Below are 23,678 nucleotides of genomic sequence, written 5' to 3'. Positions count from 1 at the left end.
GGAAGCCGCCTTTTGTTTGAGACTCGATTACAAAGACAACCCAATATTCGCCAGAACAAATCGCTAATTGTTAACCTGAATAGTGCAACACCTATTACAGCGATAGACCCAAGGTACTTATCTTTTTCTATTGATATTTCAGTATTAGCAGGTGGGTTTTGGTGGGAAGGCAGTAAAGGTACACAGCGTGGACTGGGTACGCAGCGAGTAGAACCACTCAACCTTCAGCAAGACAAGCTTGACTCATTTGTAAAAGCCCTTGGTCCTGCTTATGTCCGCGTTGGTGGCTCAGAAGCCGATAAAGTGCACTACTTTACAAGCCCCATATCATCGTTCCCGTCTTCCAGCACTCTTCTCATCACACAGAGCATGTGGCATCGGCTTCACGATTTTTGCCAACGCAATGAGTTAGCACTCATGTTCACCATGAAATACGGCCTATTTGAGCGACGAAAACAAGGCTTCTGGCAAGATATTGAGGTTAAGAACTTATTACAATACAGCCAAGCCCATGGACAAAAAATCGATATTTGTGAACTAGGGAATGAACTGAATGCCTATTGGGCATTCCATGGTTTAACATCTCAGCCTAGTGCGAAAAAACTCGCCAAAGACTACGACGCTTTTATTCGCTGTGTTCGTCAATATTCTCCCAACAGTAAAATTGCCGGCCCCGGCAGTGCTTTCTGGCCAAGACTGGGGGAAACCATCAAGCCACTTAGCAACTTATCCGCCCCATTCTTAGGCTATTTAGAAGAACCGCTCGACATCGTTGATTGGCATTATTACCCTTTTCAAAGCAGCCGTTCCCCAGTCAGAACCCGCTCTGCCACAATTAAGAATATCCTCTCCCCGAATTCCCTTAAGGATTATGAACGCTACTCAAAGCAACTAGAGAGAATGCGCGACCTCTCTCAACCAAATGCTCAACTCTGGACTGGAGAAACTGGTTCGGCCCAATGTGGAGGCCAAGCTAAGCTTTCAGACCGTTTTGTATCTTGTTTTTGGTGGGCCGACCAACTTGGCCGAGGTGCCAAAATAGGTCAAAAGGTCATGATAAGACAAAGCTTAATTGGTGGAGATTACGCGCTTATAAACCGAAAAACCTTGAAACCCAACCCAGACTATTGGGTTAGTTGGCTTTGGGGAAAGCTCATGGGTGAGTTGGTATTTGATGTTCAAAGCAATGATCCATATGTACAAATTTATTGCCACAGTGCAAAAAAACAAGGCAAATGTACCCTACTCATCATCAACATGTCCGCCTCCCCAAAAATTCTTCACTGCAATGGGTTTGGGTCAAAGAAAAAACGTTTTGAAATCACGGCAGACTCGCTTACATCAAAGAAAATCCTTATCAACGGCATCAAACCCGAGTTTAAAAATGGCAAAGTTAAACTCCGCGATTTTCCAAAGCTTTCTAAACTTAATCTTGTCAGCCCGTACAGCATCAATTTTTGGTGCTTTACCTTATAAAATGCCAATACATAGTTGAAAGAAGCTTCCCACTACCTATTTTCGGTAATGAAAAGCTTTTAAAAAAACAACGTCTAACAGTCTTTAAAAGCGAAACTGAAAGCAATAAAGCGTCATAGTTGCACTTGATCCAGCGTTTTCGAACCTCCACTTTCAACATGTAGCATGGTTAATACCTTACTCACTTTTGCAAGAATGCTATTGACCTGCTCCAACGAGAAACGCGCTTCTTGAAACGTAGTCACGATTCGTAAGTCATGATGACCATCAGGCGAAACATCATCCATAACCTCAAAGTGTAAGCCAAACATGGAGTCATTCTTTTCTGGGGGAACTTGTTGGTAAAATATGTCGCCTGTTGGCGATTTTAGTGAGCCATTTAACGCATTATTAGAATGGATATGTATATAAACATCAAACAGTAGACCTTCACTAATTGGCATACCCAATTCTTGCTGAATCAAGTTAATCGGAATATCAGCATAACTCAGCGATTCATTAATTTGCTGGGTGATACTTTGCAGTAACTCATAAACAGTTTGCTGGCGATCAAACTGCACTCGATGAGCAACCATAGTGGTGAAATACCCAATCGTATCAAAGAAATCAGCATTGGTTCGTCCTGATGCAGAAGTACCTATGACAATGTCATCTAGTTTCCCTTCTAGATGCAGGGATAAGGCAATCGCAGTGTACAAAATATTAAAAAGAGACGATTCCTGCTGCTTAGCTAAGGCCGATAATGTTTGAAATGCGTCTTTTCCAAGATCAAGCTCCGCCCATTGAGCCTTGGTCGATATATTAACTGGATTGTTTGTCCCTGGAAGACTTAAGCCTTTCTTCGCGCCATGTAATTTGCTCACCCAATAATCAACATGCTGCTGATTTAAACCCTGTTCAGATTGCAGCAGAGAAAAATCATTGATATTACGTGCAGGCGCCCCCCAAATTGGCTCTTGGTTATTTGCACGAGCCATATAGGCATGAGATAAGTCTGACATCAAGGTATTCAAAGACCATTCATCAATTACCATGTGATGAATTAACAAAGATAACACTTGGGATTCGCCTTCAGAAACATTCATGAAACGCACTCTTAAAGGCAGTTCGCGTGTAAGGTCGAATTTATACCCAGCTTCATAAGAAAGTGTCCTATCTACACTTTCATCTCCGCGCCAAAACCATTTATAACGGCTCAATTCCGTAACTGGAATGATATGCTGAGTAACCTCATCGTCTTGCGTATGAAACTTTGTTCGTAGACCTGTATGGCGCACTAAAATATCAGTGAACGCCTCAAGAAATACCCCTTCGTCAACGCGATTAACGAAGGATATAACAAAAGGTAAATTATAGATTGGGCTAAACTCATAAGCAGAATAGGCTTGCCATAAAAAATCTTGCGCAAATGTAAGTGGCGCCGCACTTTCTTGCGACAGAGTTGTAATAACCTTCTGCTCAACGTGCCCATTGGCAACCGCACGTTCAGCCAATGATAATGCGGTAGAAGCTTTAAAAAAATCATTAAAACTCACCTCAATACCATGAGACTGCATAAGTTTACCAATCACACGAGTCGCCAGTAGAGAGTGGCCGCCATGATCAAAAAAGTCATCGTCCAAAGCCATCTCAGGGTCAACTAAAGCGAGACGAAATTCATTTAGTATGATGTTTGCTACTTGGTTCTTACTTGACTGTTCTGTACTGGATGGCATAGCCTGCTCTAGGCCATGTCCTTGTTCCATAGAGAATCCTTCAAGTGGTGTCAATAAGAGCGCCAGACCTGATGAAGAGAGCAGTAAATAATGATGTTTTATAGCGGCCAACAACTCTTCTAATGTATGACTTTGATCCAGCATAGGATGTAAATCGATAACCAAAAGACTCTCTTGCTGAGTCTGTACAATAACGCTACTAAAAGGAGGATTTGTAGCAGCATCCCATGCTAAATTTCGACGCGTTTCTAAATAGCTGGCAACATCACCTTGCAATGTAGAATCAGTTAAACATGCATCATATTCTTGCGAATAATATTTGATGATCTCACCTTCATCACTAAAGCTATATCGAGCATTTAGGTTTGGGAGTTCTTTGATAACGTTTAATATGGCTTTTCTCAACAACGAGAGATCAACACTATTACCCATCTTCCAAGCGTATATATTTCTAGGAACACGTTCGGGTTGTTGCAACTGTAACATCCAGATTTCTTCTTCATACTCACTAACCTGAAATGTCCCTGTATCACTAGAATTAAAAGCCTGTGTAAACATAGTATCCCTCTGCTCAAACCTTAATAAAATTAAATAAACATCAACGCCCTGTTACTTACTAGCGCTACTTAACCGTCGTTTTTACAAACCCTTTCTTTCCTCATACAACCCATACGATCAGACTATTTGCCCAATCAAACGAATGAATTGAAGCAATGGTAAAACCCTACAAAATATACAGTTGATTATCATTCTCATTATCGATACCATAAAATCCGTTGTCAAGCACCGTATCTTTAAGAGAACTCCCAAGCAGGATCAAAATTAAAAAGTAAATATAAAACATAGGGTTATAAAGGTAACGAGCGGCGTAACCCTGAAATCTAACGCTTTCTTACCTTAGTGTTGTTAATCAAATAAACGGAGTTATTATGAATCTATCTACTGCAAATAAAGAACGTTTAGACTCCTTTTGGAGCTACTGTTTACAGCATCAGTACTTTAATATCGGCTATCCAGAGTCTGCAGATTTTGATTACTCCTCTTTATATCGTTTTTTCAATTTTTCTTTGAACAATTGTGGTGACTGGCGGGAACTGAGCAATTACGCACTGAACTCTTTCGAGTTTGAGAAAGACGTCATGCAGTACTTCGCCGAGTTATTCAAAATATCTTTTCAAGAGAGTTGGGGGTATGTAACGAATGGCGGCACTGAAGGAAACATGTTTGGTTGCTACCTAGCAAGGGAGCTGTTTCCAAATTCGACTTTGTATTATTCCAAAGAGACACACTATTCCGTGGCTAAAATAGCCAAATTATTACGGATGAAATCCTGCCTTGTCGACACGCTAGATAATGGTGAAATAAATACAGATGACCTGATACAAAAGATCCTATTCAACAAGGACAAACAGCCAATTATATTTGCCAATATCGGCACAACCATGTCTGGAGCAGTGGATAATATTGCCAATATCCAATTGCAACTCAAGCAAATTCATATCGATCGACCCAACTACTACTTACATGCAGATGCGGCATTAAGCGGGATGATTCTTCCCTTTGTAAATAACCCTCAACCCTTCACATTTGCTGATGGCATAGACTCCATTAGCGTGTCTGGTCACAAAATGATAGGAAGCCCAATTCCATGTGGGGTTGTCGTTGCCAAATGTAAAAATGTCGATCTAATTTCGGTCGATGTCGACTATATTTCAGCCCGAGATCAAACGATTAGCGGATCACGCAACGCTCATTCAGTATTAATGATGTGGAGTGCGATCCATTCATACTCACCTCTAGAATGGAGACAGCGCATAGAACATTGCTTAAACATGGCACAGTACGCCGTGAATAAGTTTCAAGCAGCCGGAATAAGAGCGTGGCGTAACCCTAACTCCATTACCGTGGTTTTCCCTAGCCCTTCAGAAAAAGTATCAAGGCACTATCACCTAGCAGTATCAGGGCCTTTAGCGCATTTAATAACAATGCCTCACCATAAAACCACCCAGAAAATCGATGAGCTTATCCAGGCGATCATTATAGATCAGCAAGAACTTCTTGAGCACTCTGCCTACTCATAAAGGCACAAAAAACGATTGGAATTATTATGAAAAGACTAAATTACGGACAATGGAGGCGAGTCATATGAATAAGCCCACTTTACGCAGTCTCTTAACAAACAAAGACACTGCCGATGCTCTACGACCCGCTCTCCCCAAACTTGTAGCTGGCGCACTCTTCGCTTCAATATCAGGTTTGGCCATGCTTGCCGCGTTGTGGTGCTTGATTCAATTGGTTGGTAACTTATCATTCAGCTGGGTAAGTTCAGCCGTTTTATGCTGGTTACTCGGCGCTATTTTCGCTGCGGCCGCTTCGTGGTTAGCCCACGATGGCGAAGCCGATTTTTCTGCTAGATTAAGACGTCAAGTTGCCAATCATTTAGTGCGATTACCATCAACAACACTTACCAAGCAAAACGATCAGAGCCTACGAAACCTAGTCTCCAGCGACATTGAAAAACTGCACCATATGGTGGCTCACCTGCCATCAGAAATCACCAACTTCGTTGTTTTACCTATTGCCGCTATCTTGCTCTTAATCAATATAGTGGGGCTCTCGGCCTTATGGGTGCTATTACCCGGCATTCTCGCCTCTTCATACTATTTGGTTGTCGTGCCATACATCAATGCTAGAGATGGCGAAGCACGTATGAAAGTTATGGGAGAAATCATCTCAGCAGTCGACGATTACAGTCGTGGCATTCGAGTCAATCGGATATATGGACAGCAATCTGGCGCCCTAGCAGCATATGACAATTCAACCCAACGCTTTACTAACAGCATGGTTATGTGGGTCAGTAAAGTGGCAACCTTAGCGGGTATGGCCGTGGCTCTGCTACAGGCCGTGGCCACGTTTGCCATCGCGTATTTAATTGCTTATGACGCCAACATGACAACGCTGGCAGCCACACTATTCTTTAGTCTAGCTATCGTGACTCCCGCGCTACGCCTTGGTCATGGGCTTGATTATGTCAGCTCTGGTAAGGCGGCATTGGGCAGAATCATTACATTATTAGAGCTTCCGTCATTGTCGACAGGGCCAATCACACAACAAAAACACGCCGCCACTCTCACACTGAAAAACGCCCATTTCTCTATCGATGACTCCCAACTGTTGAATAACTTAAATTATACCTTCCAACCCAAAGCACTAAATGCCATCACTGGGCCAAGTGGAATAGGAAAAACGACCTTACTTCGCATCTTGGCTGGATTAGAGAGGCTGCAAGTTGGACAGGTTCTTTTAGAGCAAATGGATATAACTCAATTGAGTGAACTAACATGCTACCAATCTATTTTGCTGATCCCCCAAGGTGGCGATGCTCTGCCTGCTACCGTAGCGGAAAATTTACGTTTAATTGCGCCTGAAGCCAGCATTGAACAACTCAATGCCGCTCTTCTTTGCGCCCAATTAAAAGTCGATCTAGAAACCCAAGCTCAAACACTCTCTGGCGGTGAACGTCAACGACTAGGTATCGCTAGGGTATTTCTATCAAACGCTAGCGTTATATTGCTAGATGAACCTACCAGTGCTCTAGATAGTAGGAAGGCAAAGCAATTAATGGTGGAACTAGAACGCTTTGCTCGCGAACAAGAAAAAACCATTGTGATGGTCACTCACGATAAAGCTTTAGCCGCAAATGCCGCAGCCCAACTCGAATTAACACAAGCAAATACAACGGAGGACCAGTTATGAAACACAATATGGAACAAGCCAACAACTCGCCTCTTTCCGCCCTACCCGCTGCGGCACGCCAACGCTTAATGAATGTAAGCTTAGGTTGGATCCTTGTCGCAGGATTAGAAGCCTTTGCCTACACTATGATAGCGCTTGGTATCGTTAATAATTGGTCGCCCCAATGGATCTTAACCAGTGCTGGTGTCGCCATTTTGGTCACGGTTTTCGTCAATCGTTCTGGATACTTAACTGGCGTACGACTCGCAGGAGACTTATATGCCGCATTAGGCCATGCCCTAGCGAGAACCAAACTGTCTTGGTTTACTAATGATCATCGTTCAAAAATAGCCAGCATGGCCGGTCAGGGCATTCCTGGGTTTATGAGCATCCCCGCTCACCAATTGCAAAGTTTTCTTCATGCTCCTTTCTTGCCGCTCTGTCTAGTCTTCGGCATAGGGGCGGTCGCGGGATTAAACATTGCGCTGATTGCTTGCATGTTATTAACCTTATCATTGGTCGTACAATTTCTATCGCAGCGCGCCTTAAAGCGGGCTGACGCCCAACGCAGTTCTGCACAAAGCAATACCTCTGCCGCTACCCTGGAATTTGTTGATCACCTTGAGCTTTTGCGTACTGCCGCCGGTCCCGTACGAGCGATAGAACGCCTTGAGCAACGTTGGCAAAAGCAAGAACGAGCCTTAACAAAAACCAATTTAGCCTCCGCTTCAGCTATATTCATCTCGACCCTTGCTAGTGTTTTACCTATGGCAGGTATTGCTGTCTTTATGATGCTATCTGGAAACGACCACTCCTCCCCCACGCTATTAGCGGTACTGGTCTTAATGGGACGTGCATCAGCGCCATTGGGCGAATTAGCAACCGCTGGATTAGGCGTTAACGACCTAAAAGCCTCTTTACGTAACTTCCAGCAAACAACCGAAGCGCCGCAGCTGGCTGAACCCAGCACACCCAAAGCCGCGCCTACAACATTTGATATTTGCATCGATCAAGTCAGTCAATCACCCGTATTAGAAAATATAAATGCCATCATCCCTTCAGGCAGTCGAGTGAATATTTCGGGCCCAAGCGGCAGCGGAAAAAGCACCTTACTAGAGCTACTGATGCGCTTTGATGATCCTGATGAGGGCACGATTTCAGTTGGTAACATAAAACTCAAAGAAATGTCTTATGAAGAACTAGCTCACCTTATTGCCTATGTACCTCAAGACCCCATCGTTTTTACTGGTTCCCTTGCAGATAACATACGTATTGGTAAACCCAAGGCCAACGACCAAGAAATAGAAAGAGCAGCAAGGCTAGCGTCATTAGATAGCATTATTGATCGCTCTCCAGAAGGCATACACCAGTCAGTTGGTCAGCAAGGTAACGCATTATCTGGTGGTGAGCGCCAACGCGTCACCATCGCTCGCGCATTGATAAAACAAGCGCCCATTTTAATTTTAGATGAAGCCACTTCAGCATTAGATGAAAAGACAGAGCATGATATTGTTGCAGCTCTTGATTCTATTGATACGACCATCATTTTTGTCACCCATAGAGACGCGACACCTTGGCACCCTAGCCAAACAATTGATTTAACAAACTAGCACTTTTTCTTAGTAACAAAAAAACAGGGAGAATGAGATCTCCCTGTTTTTTGTTCCTCTTCAATGTAACCTAGGCTGCGTTTATTGACCCCTGCATGAGACGGATAACCTCCCCAACGGTCCGACATCTTGCTAATGCATAAAAATCGATTTCGACACCACCCCGCTCCGTCAAATATTTGGCAATTACCATCAACTGCTTAGGCCGAATATTAAATGAGGACAATTGAGTATTCGCTGAAATAGTTTGAACTCCATGGTCTTTTACAACATGCTCAAAAGCCTCAAAAACCACCTCATTTATCCCTTCATCTCTAAGGCCTTTAAGATCTTTCGATTGACTAGACGGTGAATAAGACAACCGATGATACAGCTGCTTTTGCGCCATATTTAATAGTGCTTTACGGTCAATTTTACCGTTTGCGGTTAATGGCAACGCCTCAACCAACAAACCTCTAGTGGGAATATGTGAACTTGGCAAATAATCCTGCAAATAACCCCTTAGATTCACAAACTCTAACGGTTTATCCAGCGCTTTAAACTCCTGGGTATAAATAGCCACCAGCTCAATAACATCAGCTTCAGGATGAGTACAGCAAACGACAACGGCATCATGAACTTGCGGATGCTGAGACATAGCGTTTTCGACCTCAGCGGCGGCTATCCTGACCCCCTGAACTTTTAAGTATCCTTCTTCTCTTCCTGCAAAGATAATAGTCTGATCTTCTCTGAAGTAACCTAAATCACTCATTTGAAAAACCGTTTCAATCTTATTCTTTGAAGTCTGAATTTGAATGAAGTCTTTTGGTATTATTTTTCCGTCGAGTAAATAACCATTCGATAAGTTCATACCTGACATATACATCCTACCAACTTCACCCACAGCACAAGCTTGATGCAGTTCATTCAGAATAAAATATTGGTTATTCAGCAACGGCTTACCATAGGGAATAGCTTCTTGATCAACCTCACTTATCTCATGCCAAATACTCCAGATAGTCGTTTCAGTTGGTCCTCCTAAGGAAAACAAAACGACATCAGGCAACTGCATTCTAATCCGAGAGATTAGTGAAGGCTTAATATAATCCCCACCTTGAGCAATCAGACGCAAAGATAACAACTGCTCTTTTTTCGCAACAGTAAACAACATATCGACAATAGCAGGCACACTCACCCAAATAGTGATGCGATTTTCAGCCACTAATTTAGCCCAATCTAAAGCATTCTTTTGCTGCTCAAAGGTTGGAACCACTAACGTGGCACCAACAGAAATAGCAGCAAAAATATCAAAGACCGACATATCATGATGAAAAGGGGTAACGGCCATAAAAGTATCACTGGCACTAATGTGCCAGCGTTCTATGGTTTGCTGTAAAACATTTGCCGTCGCTTGATTGTTCAACACAACACACTTAGGCGTCCCAGTACTTCCTGATGTGTAGAGGTAGTAAGCAGGTGAATTATCTAGCTTGTATTCGAAACAACCTTCGCCAATTTCTGGTTCATAATCCTCTTCAAGGATAGAGCGAACATTAAGCGTCGACTCTAATACCGCATCCCCGTCGCTTACTCTTCTATCGGCATGGCTATTTGATAACAAATAGTTTTGTCTTGCTAATGGCGAATCTGCGTCTATAGGAAGCCAAATAACACCAGTCAAAGCACAAGCCAACACGGTATAAATGTATTCAGGGCTCTTTCGTAAGCAAATTGCCACGACCGAGCCTGCGACCAGTCCTTCTTGTTTAAATGCTCCAATCATTTTCGCTACATTGGCACCAAGATCACGATAACTAATGTGTTCTTTATCAAATACCAACGCGCTTTTATTAGAGCAATCTACAAATAGGTTACGTTGAATTCTATATAGATAATCCGCCATCATCGTTGCATTATTACACCCGCATTCTGCCAATTCGCACTCAGCTTCTTTCATATACTTTACTCCACCTATATTCGGTACATTCATCCATATAACGTAATCTTAAGTGTTATAAGTTCATGCCGGCTCAGGTGTTTCATTGGTGTCTGGTACGTTTATTTGACGTTCCTGAATCAAAGCCCACCAATTTGATAAGGTAGGATTACGAGCAATTTCTTCAAAGCTAATAGCAATATTGTAAGCTTTGAGGTCAGAGGCAAATTGCATGATTTTGAGTGAATCTAAACCATATACAATTAGGTTTTCATCTGGGTCCAGCTCCTCATCTTCTTCTATCAGTTGTTGCACTCGTGCATAAAGCCATTCTTGAGTGAGAGCCTTCGTACTGGATTGGCTTAAGGATTCGACATCGATTACTTTGCCACAGCGGGATGAGACATACTTTAAAGCCAAGAAATGCTCATCTTCAGAAAAATCTGCCACCGCGTTACCAACTAAAAAAGGTTGTACATCGCCCATAAAAGCATCGACACAAGTAACCATGCATCCAATATGTGCATACACACCGCCCACAATAAGTTGATCTCTCCCCCACTTCTGTAGGCGCTCACGTAAATCGGAGCGAGCAAATGCGCTATATCGCCATTTCGTCAAAACAACGTCATGTTCATTTGGCGTCAATTGATCAATGATAAGCTGCTGATCTTTCGTTGATGCGGGCAATCCAGGCCCCCACATTGCATTAAGTAACGCCCTATCAACATCTGGCTGCTCATACGGTTGAGCGGTATAAACCACCGGAACATTATTTGCGTAAGCCCATTCACGTAATCGCACTAGGTTTTGTATTAGGCTAGTGATCAATGGTCCTTGCGTATCATAAAAATTCACAAAATAACGCTGCATATCATGAATAAGCAACACGGCCCGCTTTGGGTCAATTTCCCAATCAACTTTATTAGCAGGGTAATCAGCGGAGTTAGGCATTGGGTAGTCAGAAATTTTTTTAATAGTCACGTGCACTCACTTAATATTTTAAATAGATTTAATGTGTTTATAGGCTGCGTAATACTTTCTTATCAATTTTCCCTACGGCCGTTAAAGGCATAGATTCAATCAATCGAACACGATCAGGAATCTTGTATTGAGCAATCCCTAGATCGAGCAAATACCGCCTTAGGGCAGACGGTTTAAAAGTAGAAGTTCGAGCCACAATGAATGCACAACTTTTTTCACCAAGACGCGAGTCATCAATGGCAACCAGGGCGACATGAAGAATATCTGGATGGGCAAGGATAAGGTTTTCTATTTCTTCAGAAGCAATTTTTTCTCCGGCACGATTAATTTGATCTTTCACTCGTCCAACGACTTTGATATTCCCTTCCTGAGTTCTTAGCACTAAGTCTCCGGAGCAATAATAGCCCTCTGCATCGAACGCTTTAGCATTATGATCAGGACTTTGGTAATAACCACAAAAGGTATAAGGGCCACGAGTCATCAACACCCCAGCCTCACCATCAGGAACCTGACTGCCTTGTTCGTCGAGAATAATGATTTCATCATCAGGGCTGATCGGTCGCCCTTGACTCGTAAACACTTGCTCGTCTGGATCATCGAGACGCGTATAATTAACCAAGCCTTCAGCCATACCAAAAACCTGCTGCAATCGACATCCCAGAACGTCAGGAACTTGTCGCGCCAATGACTCAGAGAAATTTGCCCCACCCACTTGAATAAGCTGCAATGTTTGCAAATCTTGAGAATAATCGGCGGCTTGTTCAACCCATGCGACTACAGCACTTGGAACTAAAGAAGCCATATTGACTTGGTACTGCTTAATTAATGCAAAACAATTCAATGGCTCTGGATCAGGCGCCATCACGACACAACCTCCCGCATAAAAAACACCAAGCGCACCGGGAGAACTCAACATAAAATTATGAGCGGCAGGTAAGGAGCAAAGCAGCCGAGTGTCTGTATCTAAACAACAAATATCCGCACTCGCCCTGACACTATAGTAGTAATCATTATGCGTTCGTGGAATGAGTTTAGGTGTCCCCGTACTCCCTCCAGACAACTGAAAAAAGGCGACTTCATCAGCCGGGGTAGGAGAAAAGTCTATCGAGCCTTCATTTTCCTGCTCAATCCATGAAGATAGGCTAAAGAGACCCGGTTTATCATCCAGCTTCAAAATAACTTGCGGCCCAATTCCAGAAGCTTGAAGAGACTCTATAAAAGCGTCATCAGCAAATACATCATGATCGCTTGAGACGATTAATAACTTAGGTGTGATTTGTCGACAAAAACTTTGTAGCTCATATTGTCGATGTGAATAAAGTGCATTAAGCGGCACCACTCCCGCTTTCAATAAAGCAAAAAACACAATATAAAATTCTGCAATATTTGGCAGTTGTACTAAGGCGGTATCTCCTTTCCCAATACCTTGCTGGGCAATACGAAACGCAAGATTAGAAGATAAGCGATCCAACTCAGCATAACGAATTTGGCGATGGCCGCTCACTACCGCAATCGCATTCGGATTTATCTCACATTGCTTAGCTAAAATCTCCGTTAAAGGTTTATCAATCCAGTAACCTTTTTCACGATACTGCTTAGCCCTCTCTTCAGGCCAACGATGATATTCAATAAGTTTTTTGGCCATATATTTCAATCCTCTGAAACATCAGTTAAGTAATCCAAAAGTACACACAACAACCAACCTTAGGCACTTTTCATTGACTAAGAACATTACAAACAATAATAATTATCAAAACTTACTAGGAATCATTATCATTTAAATGTAAGATTACGTATCTGTTTTATTTTGTCAACTGAGTAGGCGCATAATGAATGAATTAACCTCGATGCAAGCCGCATGCTGGTTTGGACGCTTAACCGACTCTGATTTTTTAGGCGGTGTTGCCGCCCACCTTTACACGGAATTTGATGGTCAAATAATTGACCTAAACAAATTGGAAGCGGCATTGCAACGTGTCTATTTGGAACACTCGCTATTACGACTTACCTTAAGCTCAGATGGCACCGCAGAAATAAAACCAAGAGCAGAATCTCCTCTTTTAGAAATCGATGATCTAACCGACCTATCCATCACAGAACAAGAGAAATACTTATTAAATAAAAGAGAGCAATGGACGCATCAACGGCTAGATCTTGCGAACGGACAAACGGCAAGATTTTCTGTTAGCTTACTTAGCAACAATGGTTTTCGCCTGCATATTGATACGGATATGATTGCGGTAGATCCTTCGAGTTTTCGTCGACTTATGGAGGACCTAACTTTATTTTATTTAGACAATGAGACCAGCTTTACACCAGCACCTTCTTTCTTTGAATGGCACAATGCGATCAGGTCCAATACTGATTTAAAGAAGTTCGTTCAAAGAGACCGTAAGTGGTGGCAATCTCGTCTTCTCGATATTGCTCCTTCGCCCTCACTGCCTACCAATAACGCCAACTCACAGCAAGTGAAAAGCCATTGCTTACGAGCGACTCTCACACCAGAAGAATCAGAATGCCTACAGCAACTTGCTCGATACAATAAAGTCACATTGTCAAACCTTACATTAGGTCTATTTGCATTCTGCTTGAGCCAATCAATAAACGAGAAATACTTCAGACTTAATGTCCCTACTTTTTGGAGAGAACCCGTATTACCAGAGATAAACCGATGTGTTGGTGACTTTGCTAATTTCGTCTTACTCAATGTAGATATTGCTCCACAACTAAACTTAACCTCATTAGTTCAGAGCATTGCAGAACAAATGATCGAGTTACTGGAGCACTCACATTATCCTGGTGTCAATATCATGCGCGACCTTTCTCGCCATCACGGCACAGCACAAATTGCCCCCATTGTTTTTACCGCTGCATTAGATATGCCTGAGGGTGAACTGTTTTCAAATTCTGTACAAAAGACTTTTGGTTCAATGGTTTGGAGCGTATCACAAGGCCCACAAGTGGCACTGGATGCTCAGATTGTTCGCACTGAAGGAAGCTTGCTAATAAATTGGGATGTTCGTTTAGATGCATTGCCCTTAGATTGGGTTAACAAGCTCTTTGAAAAATTTACTTATCTACTCAAAAAGATTAGTAAGGAACCCGAGCTTTTAGATAAAGATCTTGGCAGTTTAGAAGGGTTTTCTTTCAAAAAAGATGAGTCTGACACACGCAAAACATCGCCTTTATCCGCCATACAAAAAGCGTATTTACTAGGCCGCACGACACAACTCCCTTTAGGTGGCGTTGCCATGCAAGAGTTTCGCGAGTATCACGGCCGCTTTGATGCCTCATTACTTAAAAATCGACTTGTGGACATGGTTCAACGCCATGAAAGTCTTCGTACCTATATCGACACCAACAAATTAACTCAAGTTGTTACTGATAAAGCGGTAGTCAATCTAAAAGAAATCGACTTAAGCGAACAACCAGCTCAGATAGCTGCCACTTATATTGAAAACTATCGAGATACATACAGTCACGCCCTATTTAATCTTGATTTCTCACCTTGGGATATCACAATTTTTTACTTAAAGGACGAACTATTAACCGTCTTTACGCGCTTTGATGCATTAATTTTAGATGGCCGGTCCATTGCTTCATTAATGGTTGAGTTATTTAACATGGAGCAAAGTAAGCCAGAACCACTTCCCTCTCTTCAGCCAGAAGTACCCGATGACGTAAATCATAATGACGCTGAGCAACGTAAGTCAGACATGACATATTGGAAGAATAAGCTTTCTTCGATTAATACAACGCCTCAAATTCCTTGGCGGATGCCACTCGATAAATTAGGCGTTGCAACGTATGAGCGAAACAACATCACCATCAAACATAGCGAATTTCGTCCACTCGTTAAGATTGCAGCCAAACACGGTTTGTTTAAAAACTCAGCAATCATGTCGATTATATTAGAGCTACTCGCTTACTGGTCTAAAAACCACTCAACCCATGTGGCGGTGCCTGTATTACCCATGTATTCAGGCGCACTATCTAACCGCTCAACCTTCATTGCGGTTGCCTGGCAAGTTGGCTCCGGCAACTTAAGTCAGCAAGCTAAAACGCTTCAATCTGATATTCTCGAAGGCCTTCAACATCTTTCATTCTCGGGAGTAGATCTGGCTCGTATGCTATTTGAACAGTGTGGCACAGGGCCTGTACTCCCTATTGTCATCACCAATGGCTTATCGTGGCCCACTCTTTCAAAAGCGCATCCGATGCAACTGAAAGATGGTTTAACGCAAACACCACAAGTTGCCATGGATATTCGTTTCTCAACCCAACAAGACGGTGCGCTCATTTTAAGCATCGACTACGCTAATAACGCCATTAAAAGCACAGCAATACATGACTTTCTGCTTGCGGTAGAAAAAGCGATCCAACAAATTATCAATACAAACAAATTCTCTTTTGATACTGAACAATGCTTTATTCAAAATACCAAAGACAGTGATCACACCTATTCTTTTCAAGCCGAAGATACTCGACCTTCTCTGCATCAAGAATTACTCGCTATTTATACCGAGACCATTGGCGTTGAATCAAAAGACTACATTACGAAAGAAACCAGTTTTATCAATATGGGACTTCGTCCCAATCACCTAAAGATCATCTTAAAACGTCTACAAGAGACATTCTCAATCTCGCTTTCAGCCAAAGACGTTTTTCAATGTCGCAACATCCAAGATGTGGAACAGTTATTAAATCTAATTAATACATCTGATAACGCTACCGTCCAACATCCACAGCCAACCCATTCTATTTAATGGCATACATTCTATTCTGGAGGTTTATTTAATATGGAAAGCAAAACAAACATAATCGGTATTGGCATTGGACCATTCAACTTAGGGTTAGCGGCCTTACTTTCAACACATGACGATCTAACATCAGTTTTCTTAGAACGAAATTCAGAGTTTCATTGGCACCCCGGTCTTTTATTACCTGGAACCACCCTACAAGTGCCGTTCTTTGCAGATTTAGTCACTATGGCAGACCCTAGTCATAAACTGAGTTATTTAAACTATTTGTCTCAGCATGATCGTTTGTATCAGTTTTACTACTATGAAAACTTCCAAATTCCTAGGGTTGAGTACAATCACTATTGCCGATGGGCTGCCAATCAGCTACCTAACTGCAATTTTGGCGAAAATGTCACTGAGGTCAGTTACAATCAGCAAGATGACACCTTTACTATTTATAGTGAACTGACAGCCTCAGGACAAAAAAAGCAGTATACCAGCCCAAATATCGCGATCGGTATTGGAACCAAGCCTAATATTCCTAAATGGCTGGCAGAGTGTCGTCATCCCTTAGTAAAACACGCCTCGGAATTTTTCTACTTACAAGAAAAGCTCACGCAATGCCAAAATGTCACCGTTATCGGATCAGGACAAAGTGCCGCTGAATGTGTCTTAGCTTTATTTAGATCACTCACTCCTGAACAAATAAAGAATGGAGCTTCTATCCGTTGGATAACACAATCCGCTGGTTATCACCCCATGGAGTATTCAAAGCTAGGACAGGAATGCTTTACACCTTCCTACATGAATTATTTCCAAGATCTATCAAGAGAGCAGCGACGTAAAATTGCAGCAGGACAAGGCTTATTGTTTAAAGGCATCAGTTGCTCGACTATTGCCGAGATATATGACCTGCTATACGAACGCTCTACTGGCGGCCAATACCCTGGTCTTTCTTTAAACCCAAATTGCCAAGTCAATTCAATTGAGGAAACCGACCTGTCGAGTAAAGTCACAATAAAATGTAAACACACCCAGCTAGGGAAAACGTTTTCTCTAGAAGCCGATGCCGTTATTGCCGGGGTTGGGTATGTTCATGAATGGCCAACATGGCTAGAACACCTGAAAGGTTCTGTTCTGGCTGTCGATGACAACAACGATTTTATTGTTGAAAAGAACTTTACCGCCCAACGATGCGACAAAGGTTTAGGCAAGATTTTCATCCAAAACGCCGAAATATTCCAGCAAAGTGTTGCCTCTCCAGACTTAGGTGTGGGGGCTTGCCGTAATTCAGTCATTATTAACCAACTGGCTCAACGCGAGGTATATCGACCTCACAAAAACACTTCCTTTCAGCAGTATGGAATTCCCGAAGGAGCCATCCTTGATTCATAAAAACTAAACTTGCTTACGCAAACTAGTTAATCAAAAACGACATTAGGCAAGCCACTTCTATACAAAACAGTGGCTTGTCTAATTATGTTTAATCATTTCAAGTGAAGCCTATTGCTAATGATATTACGGTTATCCATTTTACTTGTAACGCTTTGCATCGTTTCGCTAACCATTGGCGCACAACAGCTGGTTTGGATCGATGTCTTAAATGGTTCTAAAGATGCTTGGCTAACTCTTACCGCCAGCCGTCTACCAAGACTAATTGCCTTAATACTGACAGGTATAGGATTAGCCATTAGCGGTGTCATCTTGCAGCATATAGTGCGTAACAAATTTGTTGAGCCAGCCACCTCTGGAGGTTTAGATGCCGCCAAACTTGGGCTACTGATCTCGCTGACCATGCTTCCTGGGGCTAGCACAAGCTCTAAAATGCTCTTTGCTATGCTCTTTTGTTTAGCCGCAAGCCTCTTATTTATTTTCATCATTAATCGGATTGAATTCAAAAACACCGTACTTATCCCAGTGTTGGGGCTAATGTATGGCAGCGTATTGAGCTCAATAGCGGAGTTTTATGCCTATAAAAATAATATGTTACAAAGTATGCAGGGCTGGTTATTAGGCGATTTCTCGAAAGTCGTTCAAGAGCATTATGAGCTCATTTATATCATCTTACCCGTCATCATCTTGGCTTACCTTTACGCCCACCGTTTTACCGTACTAGGCATGGGGGAAGAGATGGCTTCCAGCTTAGGTCTTGGCTACGCCAGCACCGCAGCCATCGGTCTAATACTTGTGGCGGTTACCGTAGCTGCCACTGTTATTACGGTTGGCAGTATTCCATTTGTGGGTCTGGTTATTCCAAATTTGGTTGCTCTAAAGTACGGAGAAAAATTATCGCGAACACTGCCTATCGTCGCGTTAGGTGGTGCATGCTTGCTTATCCTTTGCGATATTTTGGGACGCTTAATCATTTACCCATTTGAAGTCCCTATTGGCTTAACAGCTGGAGGCATAGGTGGAGTGATGTTCCTCATCTTAATATTGAGGGGGATCAAATGAGTACAAGTATGAAAATTTGGGGGACATTGCTTTTCACCTTATTGTTGATGTGCTTTTTTATTTTTATTGGGTCAGATCTCGACTTTGATTACATCATTCCTAAGCGTTTATTGCGTCTATCAACCATTATTCTTGGCAGTATTTGCCTTGCCGTATCTGCGGTTTTATTCCAAACCATTGTTGGTAATCGAATTCTATCGCCATCAATAATGGGGTATGAGTCCGTTTATTTATTATGGCAGGCCGTATTGCTCTTCATATTAGGTGCTCATGGGCTAACCATCTTAAGTGTTAGTGGTAATTTTGCCATATCAATCGCGATCATGTTGCTTTACTCATGGGCTCTGCATTATTGGCTTTTACCTAGATGTAAAAATAACATTTATATGTTGCTGCTATTTGGCCTAGTCCTAACAACCGTGATCGCCACGATTACTCAGTTTATTCAACTTAGCATTAGCCCAGGTGAATTTTCTATTTTTCAAGGTTTAAGCTACACCTCTTTTAATCGCTCAAAACCTGACACTCTGTTCTACGGCGCTTTTATAGTAGCCGTTTGCTTGTGGATGGGCAGAAAGACGCTCCCCATATTAGATGTCATGTCACTTGGTAGAGAGCAATCCATCTCTCTTGGAGTCGATCACGCTAAATACATCAGTTTATATTTGGCTCTCATTGCTGTACTGGTTGCAGTATCAACGAGCTTAATTGGCCCCACCGGTTTCATGGGAATCTTCATTGCCAATATAGCTTATGTACTCGCAGGCAGTCATAAACACAGAACTGTCATTCCCATCGCTTTTACGGTTTCCCTGATTATATTTTTAGTGGCTCAACTCTTCGTTGAGCATGTATTTAACTATAAAACTAGCGTCAGCATTCTTATCAATCTTGTTTGTGGGGTCTACTTCCTTGCACTGATTGTCCGTACTAGAGGAACCACATGATAACTGTTCACAACCTCCATAAAACCTATGGCACAAAGCCGGTAGTCACCGACATCAGCCTGGAATTTCCAACGGCTGGCATCACCTCTTTGATTGGACCGAATGGTGCAGGTAAATCAACGCTTCTAATGATGATAGCCAAACTACTCGAGCCAAGTAGTGGTCACATCGCTTTAAATGGCCAGAAAGTAAACAATATAAAAACAGCGGAATACGCTCACCGAGTTGCCACACTTCGTCAGTCTCCAGGTTTTAATCTACGGCTAACAGTAGAAGAGCTCATTTCATTTGGGCGCTTCCCTTACAGCAGAGGACACCTAACTCAAGAAGATAGAGACATTATTGAAGAATCAATCGAATTTTTAGAGCTGGAAGCTATACGAAACGCTTATTTAGATGAATTAAGTGGCGGACAACGACAAATGGCTTTCTTGGCGATGACGGTAGCCCAAAAGACAGATATTTTACTGCTGGATGAACCCCTAAATAACCTAGATATGAAGCATGCAGTACAGATAATGCAAGCCCTTCGCCGCCTATGTGATGAGCAAGGGCGTACCGTGCTTCTAGTCATTCACGATATCAACTTCGCTGCAAACTACTCAGACCATATTGTCGCTTTAAAAAATGGCACGCTGAAATTTAATGGTAGTTCTGAGCAAGTAATAACAGAAAACAATCTAAAAGCTTTGTACGACCTGGATTTTGAGGTCATTCGAAATAAGCGTGGTTGCCTATGCAACTACTTCAATCTGTAAGGAGAAAAATATGAAGATGAATAAACGAAAATGGATTTTTGGTCTTAGTGCAATGCTACTTATCTCATTACAAGGATGCGAAAAGAAGCCCGTTGAATCAGAGCAGGTGTCACACAAGTTTGATCCCCCACTAACCATTCAACATGACCTTGGTACAACCGTCTTAAACCAAAGACCAGAGCGAGTGGCGGCTCTTGATATGAATGAAGTCGACTTTTTAGATCAACTCAACATTCCCGTTGCCGGAATGGCAAAAGATTTTATACCTCATTACCTTGCCTCTTATAAAAACGATTCGAGCATTGAGGACTTAGGCGCGATTGTTCAGCCAAATATGGAACGTGTGCATGCTTTAAAACCTGATTTAATCCTTATGACGCCATTGCATACAAGCAATTATGAAGAGCTATCTAGATTTGCTCCAACACTGTATTTCAACACAATGACAAATCATCACATTGCTAGTATCAAAGAGCACCTACTTATTTTAGGAAGTATTTTCGGTAAAGAGCAATTGGCAAAGGAAAAATCTCTCGAACTAGACAATAAAGTCAAAGAAATACAACAGCTAACACAAAACCGACCAGAAAAAGCACTCGTTGTCCTCCACAACAACGGCTCATTTAGTAGCTTTGGCAAACAGTCACGTTATGGCTTCGTATTTAATGAGTTAGGTGTTCAACCAGCAAACAGCGACAAAGAAACAGGGCTTCACGGCCAACCCATTTCGAGCGAGTTTATAAAACAAGCAGATCCAGACATCATCTATATAGTCGATCGAACAGCCGTTATGGAACGCCGTGACGTAATCAAACCTGATGAGATAAGTAATCCACTACTTCGTCAAACCAAAGCTTGGAAAAATGGGCGTGTCATTTTTGCCGATGCAGATGCTTGGTATATTGCAGCGGCAAGCCCTACCGCCATTAAAATTATGCTTAACGATATCGCCGAAGGATATAAAAAGGCCAAAGAATAATATTTTATTGATAATGATTATCATTAGTGATATTAATATCAATTCTATACATTACTCTTATCAACTCTTCTACTAAAACAATAGGATGTTTTATATGTACTCCTCTCAATATGCGGGAAATGAAAAAAAGACTAAAAAAAGCAACCAAGAAACGCTTTTTTTAAAACATCACGCCGCAAAAAATGCCCTCTATGCAGGTATCGCAGCTGGAACCGTTTTTTTGTATAGCCAATCTGCTTATGCAGAAACTCAAACAACGACAAAAGAAAACAACGCAGTTTCAGCGGTTGCTCTTCCAGAAATCACAGTCGAAGATTCCCGTGAAAAAAAACCAGTGTACTCTGGCAGTAATGGACAAGTTTTAGAAACAAGCCACACAGGTTTTTTAGGAGATAAAGACACTTTAGATAACCCATTCAATGCCATCAGCTATACAGACAAATATATTCAAGACCAACAATCGAATGATATTTCTGATGTTATTAGTGCCACGGACCCTTCTGTTCATAACACTAACACCAGCGGTGAAAGTCGAGAAAGCTATTCAATTCGAGGTTTCAGTTTCAATAGTAATGATGCAACGGTTAACGGTTTAGCTGGCATGGCACCATACTACCGCAGCGCCACAGAAATGTATGAAAGCGTGGATGTGCAAAAAGGCCCTTCTGCCATGCTTAATGGTATGCCTCCAGGTGGTTCTATAGGTGGATCCGTTAATTTAGTCACCAAACGCGCAGGTGATGAACCTTTAACTCGCTTAACAACGAAATACCTATCCGACTCACAACTTGGCGCTAGTGTCGATGTAAGTCGCCGCTTTGGCCAAGACAAACAATTTGGCGTTCGAGTGAATGCAGCCTACTTATCAGGCGATGGAACCATTGATCACCAAGAAAATGAATCTCAATTAGGGGCTATCGCATTGGATTGGCGAGGTGATCGAGTCCGCTTATCCGCCGACCTTTACCACACCAAAGAAAATGTTGATGCGCCAACAAGGGGAATAAGCATAGCTTCGGGTCTTAGTATTCCAAGCGCCCCCTCTAACGATACGCTATTGAACCCAAGCTGGAATTTTTATGAAAGCGAAACCAAAGGGGCGATGGTGCGTGGCGAATTTGATATTAATGACCAACTGACCGCTTACGCTTCCGCCGGAATAACCAAGTGGAATTATCACGGCCTCAGTGCTGACAAAGCTGAAGTATATAATACGAATGGCGATATGAAGACAACTCTTGGCGGTGTTGGTGACGATAATCAAAGAACATCACTAGAAATGGGGCTAAATGGTCGTTTCCATACCGGGGATGTGGGTCACCAAGTAGCCACAAACATTACCCGCTATGAGGAAGAATACAATCTCTTCGCTGCAAGATTTCGTGGTGTGACAATTGATTCTAACCTTTACAACCCGGTATGGGGCACAAGACCGAATCTAGACTTAAATTATCCGCTTTTGACGACCACAGAAACAACACTAACCAGTTTGGGAGTAGCGGATACATTGTCTTTTGCTGATGACAAATATCAATTAACACTAGGTGCACGCCACCAGCAAGTTAAAACTGAAGAAACAGGAGGGATGATATCTACTGGAGCAAAGTATGATAAAAGTGCAGTTAGCCCTTCAGCAGCGCTCGTCGTAAAATTAACCGATCAAGTTTCTGCTTATGCAAACTACATTGAAGGGTTAAGTAAGGGTGCCACGGCGCCAACAAGTGCAAACAATGCAGGGGAACTATTTTCTCCCTATAAAACCAAGCAAAAAGAAGTTGGTTTGAAACTTGATCAAGGCCGCTTTACACATACAGTTAGTCTCTACGAAATTGAACGACCTAGTGGTTACACAGATCCAGACACCAATGTATATGGTATCTATGGTGAACAGCATAACCGTGGTGTGGAATGGAGCTTCTTTGGTACACCAGTTGATAATATTCGTCTAATGGGCGGTCTGACTCATATTGACGCTGAACTCACATCCACAAAAGGTGGAACCAATGATGGTAATCAATCTGCAGGAGTTGCAAAATGGCAAGCCAAATTGGGAGCCGAATGGGATACTCCGTATATCGAGAATCTAACCTTAATCGTTAACGCAAATAGCCTATCCAAACAGTATTTGGAAAGTGATAATAAACGTTCGATTCCAGGCTACACTCTATTTGGGTTAGGGGCTCGGTATGCGACCTCGGTGAACCAATTACCTATCACAATTAGAGCCAATATCAATAACCTAACGGACAAAGATACTTGGACAACGGCAAGCTATAATGCTTTGGGGCTGGTTGAAGGTCGATCATTAACGCTATCTGCATCAATGGATTTCTAAACATACCCTTTGTGACAAAGCATAAAAA

At 42.3% G+C, this 23,678-nt stretch carries 15 protein-coding genes; 11 read left to right on the top strand and 4 right to left on the bottom strand.

Features of this window, described 5'->3' with window-relative positions; all coding sequences use genetic code 11:
• The first annotated feature begins 12 nt into the window (after window positions 1-12).
• Window positions 13-1,476, top strand: a complete 1,464-nt coding sequence (locus tag C0J08_RS07915; RefSeq protein ID WP_249344578.1) for a glycosyl hydrolase family 79 N-terminal domain-containing protein — start codon at window positions 13-15, stop codon at window positions 1,474-1,476.
• A gap of 113 nt (window positions 1,477-1,589) precedes the next feature.
• Here C0J08_RS07915 and C0J08_RS07910 read toward each other — a convergent pair whose 3' ends face one another.
• Complete coding sequence (locus C0J08_RS07910; RefSeq protein WP_212655579.1) at window positions 1,590-3,749, bottom strand: condensation domain-containing protein; 2,160 nt, start codon at window positions 3,747-3,749, stop codon at window positions 1,590-1,592.
• 371 nt (window positions 3,750-4,120) lie between these two features.
• On the opposite strand from C0J08_RS07910, the gene C0J08_RS07905 reads away from it, so the two are divergent.
• The 3 genes from C0J08_RS07905 (at window position 4,121) to C0J08_RS07895 (ending at window position 8,536) form a co-directional block, all read left to right on the top strand.
• Window positions 4,121-5,272 carry a histidine decarboxylase gene (locus tag C0J08_RS07905; RefSeq protein WP_212655577.1) on the top strand — a complete coding sequence of 384 codons (1,152 nt, stop codon included), beginning with the start codon at window positions 4,121-4,123 and terminating at the stop codon, window positions 5,270-5,272.
• A 64-nt stretch (window positions 5,273-5,336) separates the two neighbouring features.
• On the top strand, window positions 5,337-6,947 hold the full coding sequence (locus C0J08_RS07900; RefSeq protein ID WP_212655576.1) for an ATP-binding cassette domain-containing protein: 1,611 nt from the start codon (window positions 5,337-5,339) through the stop codon (window positions 6,945-6,947).
• Window positions 6,944-8,536: an ABC transporter ATP-binding protein gene (locus C0J08_RS07895; RefSeq protein WP_212655575.1), complete on the top strand. Its 1,593-nt coding sequence runs from the start codon at window positions 6,944-6,946 to the stop codon at window positions 8,534-8,536. Before C0J08_RS07900 ends, C0J08_RS07895 begins: the two co-directional genes overlap by 4 nt.
• Window positions 8,537-8,606: 70 nt before the next feature.
• Here C0J08_RS07895 and C0J08_RS07890 read toward each other — a convergent pair whose 3' ends face one another.
• From C0J08_RS07890 to C0J08_RS07880, 3 genes are all read right to left on the bottom strand, one after another.
• Window positions 8,607-10,472 carry an AMP-binding protein gene (locus C0J08_RS07890; protein WP_212655574.1) on the bottom strand — a complete coding sequence of 622 codons (1,866 nt, stop codon included), beginning with the start codon at window positions 10,470-10,472 and terminating at the stop codon, window positions 8,607-8,609.
• Between the two features lie 63 nt (window positions 10,473-10,535).
• Complete coding sequence (locus C0J08_RS07885; RefSeq protein WP_212655573.1) at window positions 10,536-11,435, bottom strand: isochorismatase; 900 nt, start codon at window positions 11,433-11,435, stop codon at window positions 10,536-10,538.
• Window positions 11,436-11,472: 37 nt separating this feature from the next.
• Window positions 11,473-13,080: a (2,3-dihydroxybenzoyl)adenylate synthase gene (locus tag C0J08_RS07880; RefSeq protein WP_212655570.1), complete on the bottom strand. Its 1,608-nt coding sequence runs from the start codon at window positions 13,078-13,080 to the stop codon at window positions 11,473-11,475.
• 184 nt (window positions 13,081-13,264) lie between these two features.
• Between C0J08_RS07880 and C0J08_RS07875 the strand changes: the two genes are divergently transcribed.
• The 7 genes from C0J08_RS07875 (at window position 13,265) to C0J08_RS07845 (ending at window position 23,650) form a co-directional block, all read left to right on the top strand.
• On the top strand, window positions 13,265-16,201 hold the full coding sequence (locus C0J08_RS07875) for a condensation domain-containing protein (RefSeq protein WP_212655568.1): 2,937 nt from the start codon (window positions 13,265-13,267) through the stop codon (window positions 16,199-16,201).
• A gap of 33 nt (window positions 16,202-16,234) precedes the next feature.
• On the top strand, window positions 16,235-17,572 hold the full coding sequence (basC, locus tag C0J08_RS07870) for a putative histamine N-monooxygenase (RefSeq protein ID WP_212655567.1): 1,338 nt from the start codon (window positions 16,235-16,237) through the stop codon (window positions 17,570-17,572).
• Window positions 17,573-17,689: 117 nt separating this feature from the next.
• Window positions 17,690-18,631 (top strand): ABC transporter permease, encoded by a 942-nt coding sequence (locus C0J08_RS07865; protein WP_212656270.1) that lies wholly within the window; start codon window positions 17,690-17,692, stop codon window positions 18,629-18,631.
• Window positions 18,628-19,578, top strand: coding sequence for an iron chelate uptake ABC transporter family permease subunit (locus C0J08_RS07860; protein WP_249344576.1), 951 nt, complete (start codon window positions 18,628-18,630; stop codon window positions 19,576-19,578). The genes C0J08_RS07865 and C0J08_RS07860 overlap by 4 nt, the downstream gene beginning before the upstream one ends.
• Window positions 19,575-20,336, top strand: coding sequence for an iron ABC transporter ATP-binding protein (locus tag C0J08_RS07855; RefSeq protein WP_169459891.1), 762 nt, complete (start codon window positions 19,575-19,577; stop codon window positions 20,334-20,336). The genes C0J08_RS07860 and C0J08_RS07855 overlap by 4 nt, the downstream gene beginning before the upstream one ends.
• 10 nt (window positions 20,337-20,346) lie before the next feature.
• Window positions 20,347-21,315 (top strand): siderophore ABC transporter substrate-binding protein, encoded by a 969-nt coding sequence (locus C0J08_RS07850; protein WP_283247157.1) that lies wholly within the window; start codon window positions 20,347-20,349, stop codon window positions 21,313-21,315.
• A gap of 94 nt (window positions 21,316-21,409) precedes the next feature.
• The gene (locus C0J08_RS07845) at window positions 21,410-23,650 is read left to right on the top strand and encodes a TonB-dependent receptor (protein WP_212655564.1); all 2,241 of its coding nucleotides are present in this window, start codon (window positions 21,410-21,412) and stop codon (window positions 23,648-23,650) included.
• Window positions 23,651-23,678: the final 28 nt, after the last annotated feature.

Source organism: Marinomonas sp. CT5 (assembly GCF_018336975.1).
Taxonomy (GTDB): Bacteria; Pseudomonadota; Gammaproteobacteria; order Pseudomonadales; family Marinomonadaceae; genus Marinomonas.
The sequence above is the reverse complement of the archived record's forward strand: the minus strand, read 5'-3'. Positions and strand labels throughout refer to the sequence as shown.

Excerpts from the sequence above, each read along its gene's own strand:
- C0J08_RS07865 (WP_212656270.1), top strand. The coding sequence starts at position 17,690 with ATGATATTACGGTTATCCATTTTACTTGTAACGCTTTGCATCGTTTCG.
- basC (WP_212655567.1), top strand. The coding sequence starts at position 16,235 with ATGGAAAGCAAAACAAACATAATCGGTATTGGCATTGGACCATTCAAC.
- C0J08_RS07875 (WP_212655568.1), top strand. The coding sequence starts at position 13,265 with ATGAATGAATTAACCTCGATGCAAGCCGCATGCTGGTTTGGACGCTTA.
- C0J08_RS07845 (WP_212655564.1), top strand. The coding sequence starts at position 21,410 with ATGTACTCCTCTCAATATGCGGGAAATGAAAAAAAGACTAAAAAAAGC.
- C0J08_RS07910 (WP_212655579.1), bottom strand. The coding sequence starts at position 3,749 with ATGTTTACACAGGCTTTTAATTCTAGTGATACAGGGACATTTCAGGTT.
- C0J08_RS07855 (WP_169459891.1), top strand. The coding sequence starts at position 19,575 with ATGATAACTGTTCACAACCTCCATAAAACCTATGGCACAAAGCCGGTA.
- C0J08_RS07895 (WP_212655575.1), top strand. The coding sequence starts at position 6,944 with ATGAAACACAATATGGAACAAGCCAACAACTCGCCTCTTTCCGCCCTA.
- C0J08_RS07900 (WP_212655576.1), top strand. The coding sequence starts at position 5,337 with ATGAATAAGCCCACTTTACGCAGTCTCTTAACAAACAAAGACACTGCC.
- C0J08_RS07890 (WP_212655574.1), bottom strand. The coding sequence starts at position 10,472 with ATGAAAGAAGCTGAGTGCGAATTGGCAGAATGCGGGTGTAATAATGCA.
- C0J08_RS07905 (WP_212655577.1), top strand. The coding sequence starts at position 4,121 with ATGAATCTATCTACTGCAAATAAAGAACGTTTAGACTCCTTTTGGAGC.
- C0J08_RS07860 (WP_249344576.1), top strand. The coding sequence starts at position 18,628 with ATGAGTACAAGTATGAAAATTTGGGGGACATTGCTTTTCACCTTATTG.
- C0J08_RS07850 (WP_283247157.1), top strand. The coding sequence starts at position 20,347 with ATGAAGATGAATAAACGAAAATGGATTTTTGGTCTTAGTGCAATGCTA.
- C0J08_RS07880 (WP_212655570.1), bottom strand. The coding sequence starts at position 13,080 with ATGGCCAAAAAACTTATTGAATATCATCGTTGGCCTGAAGAGAGGGCT.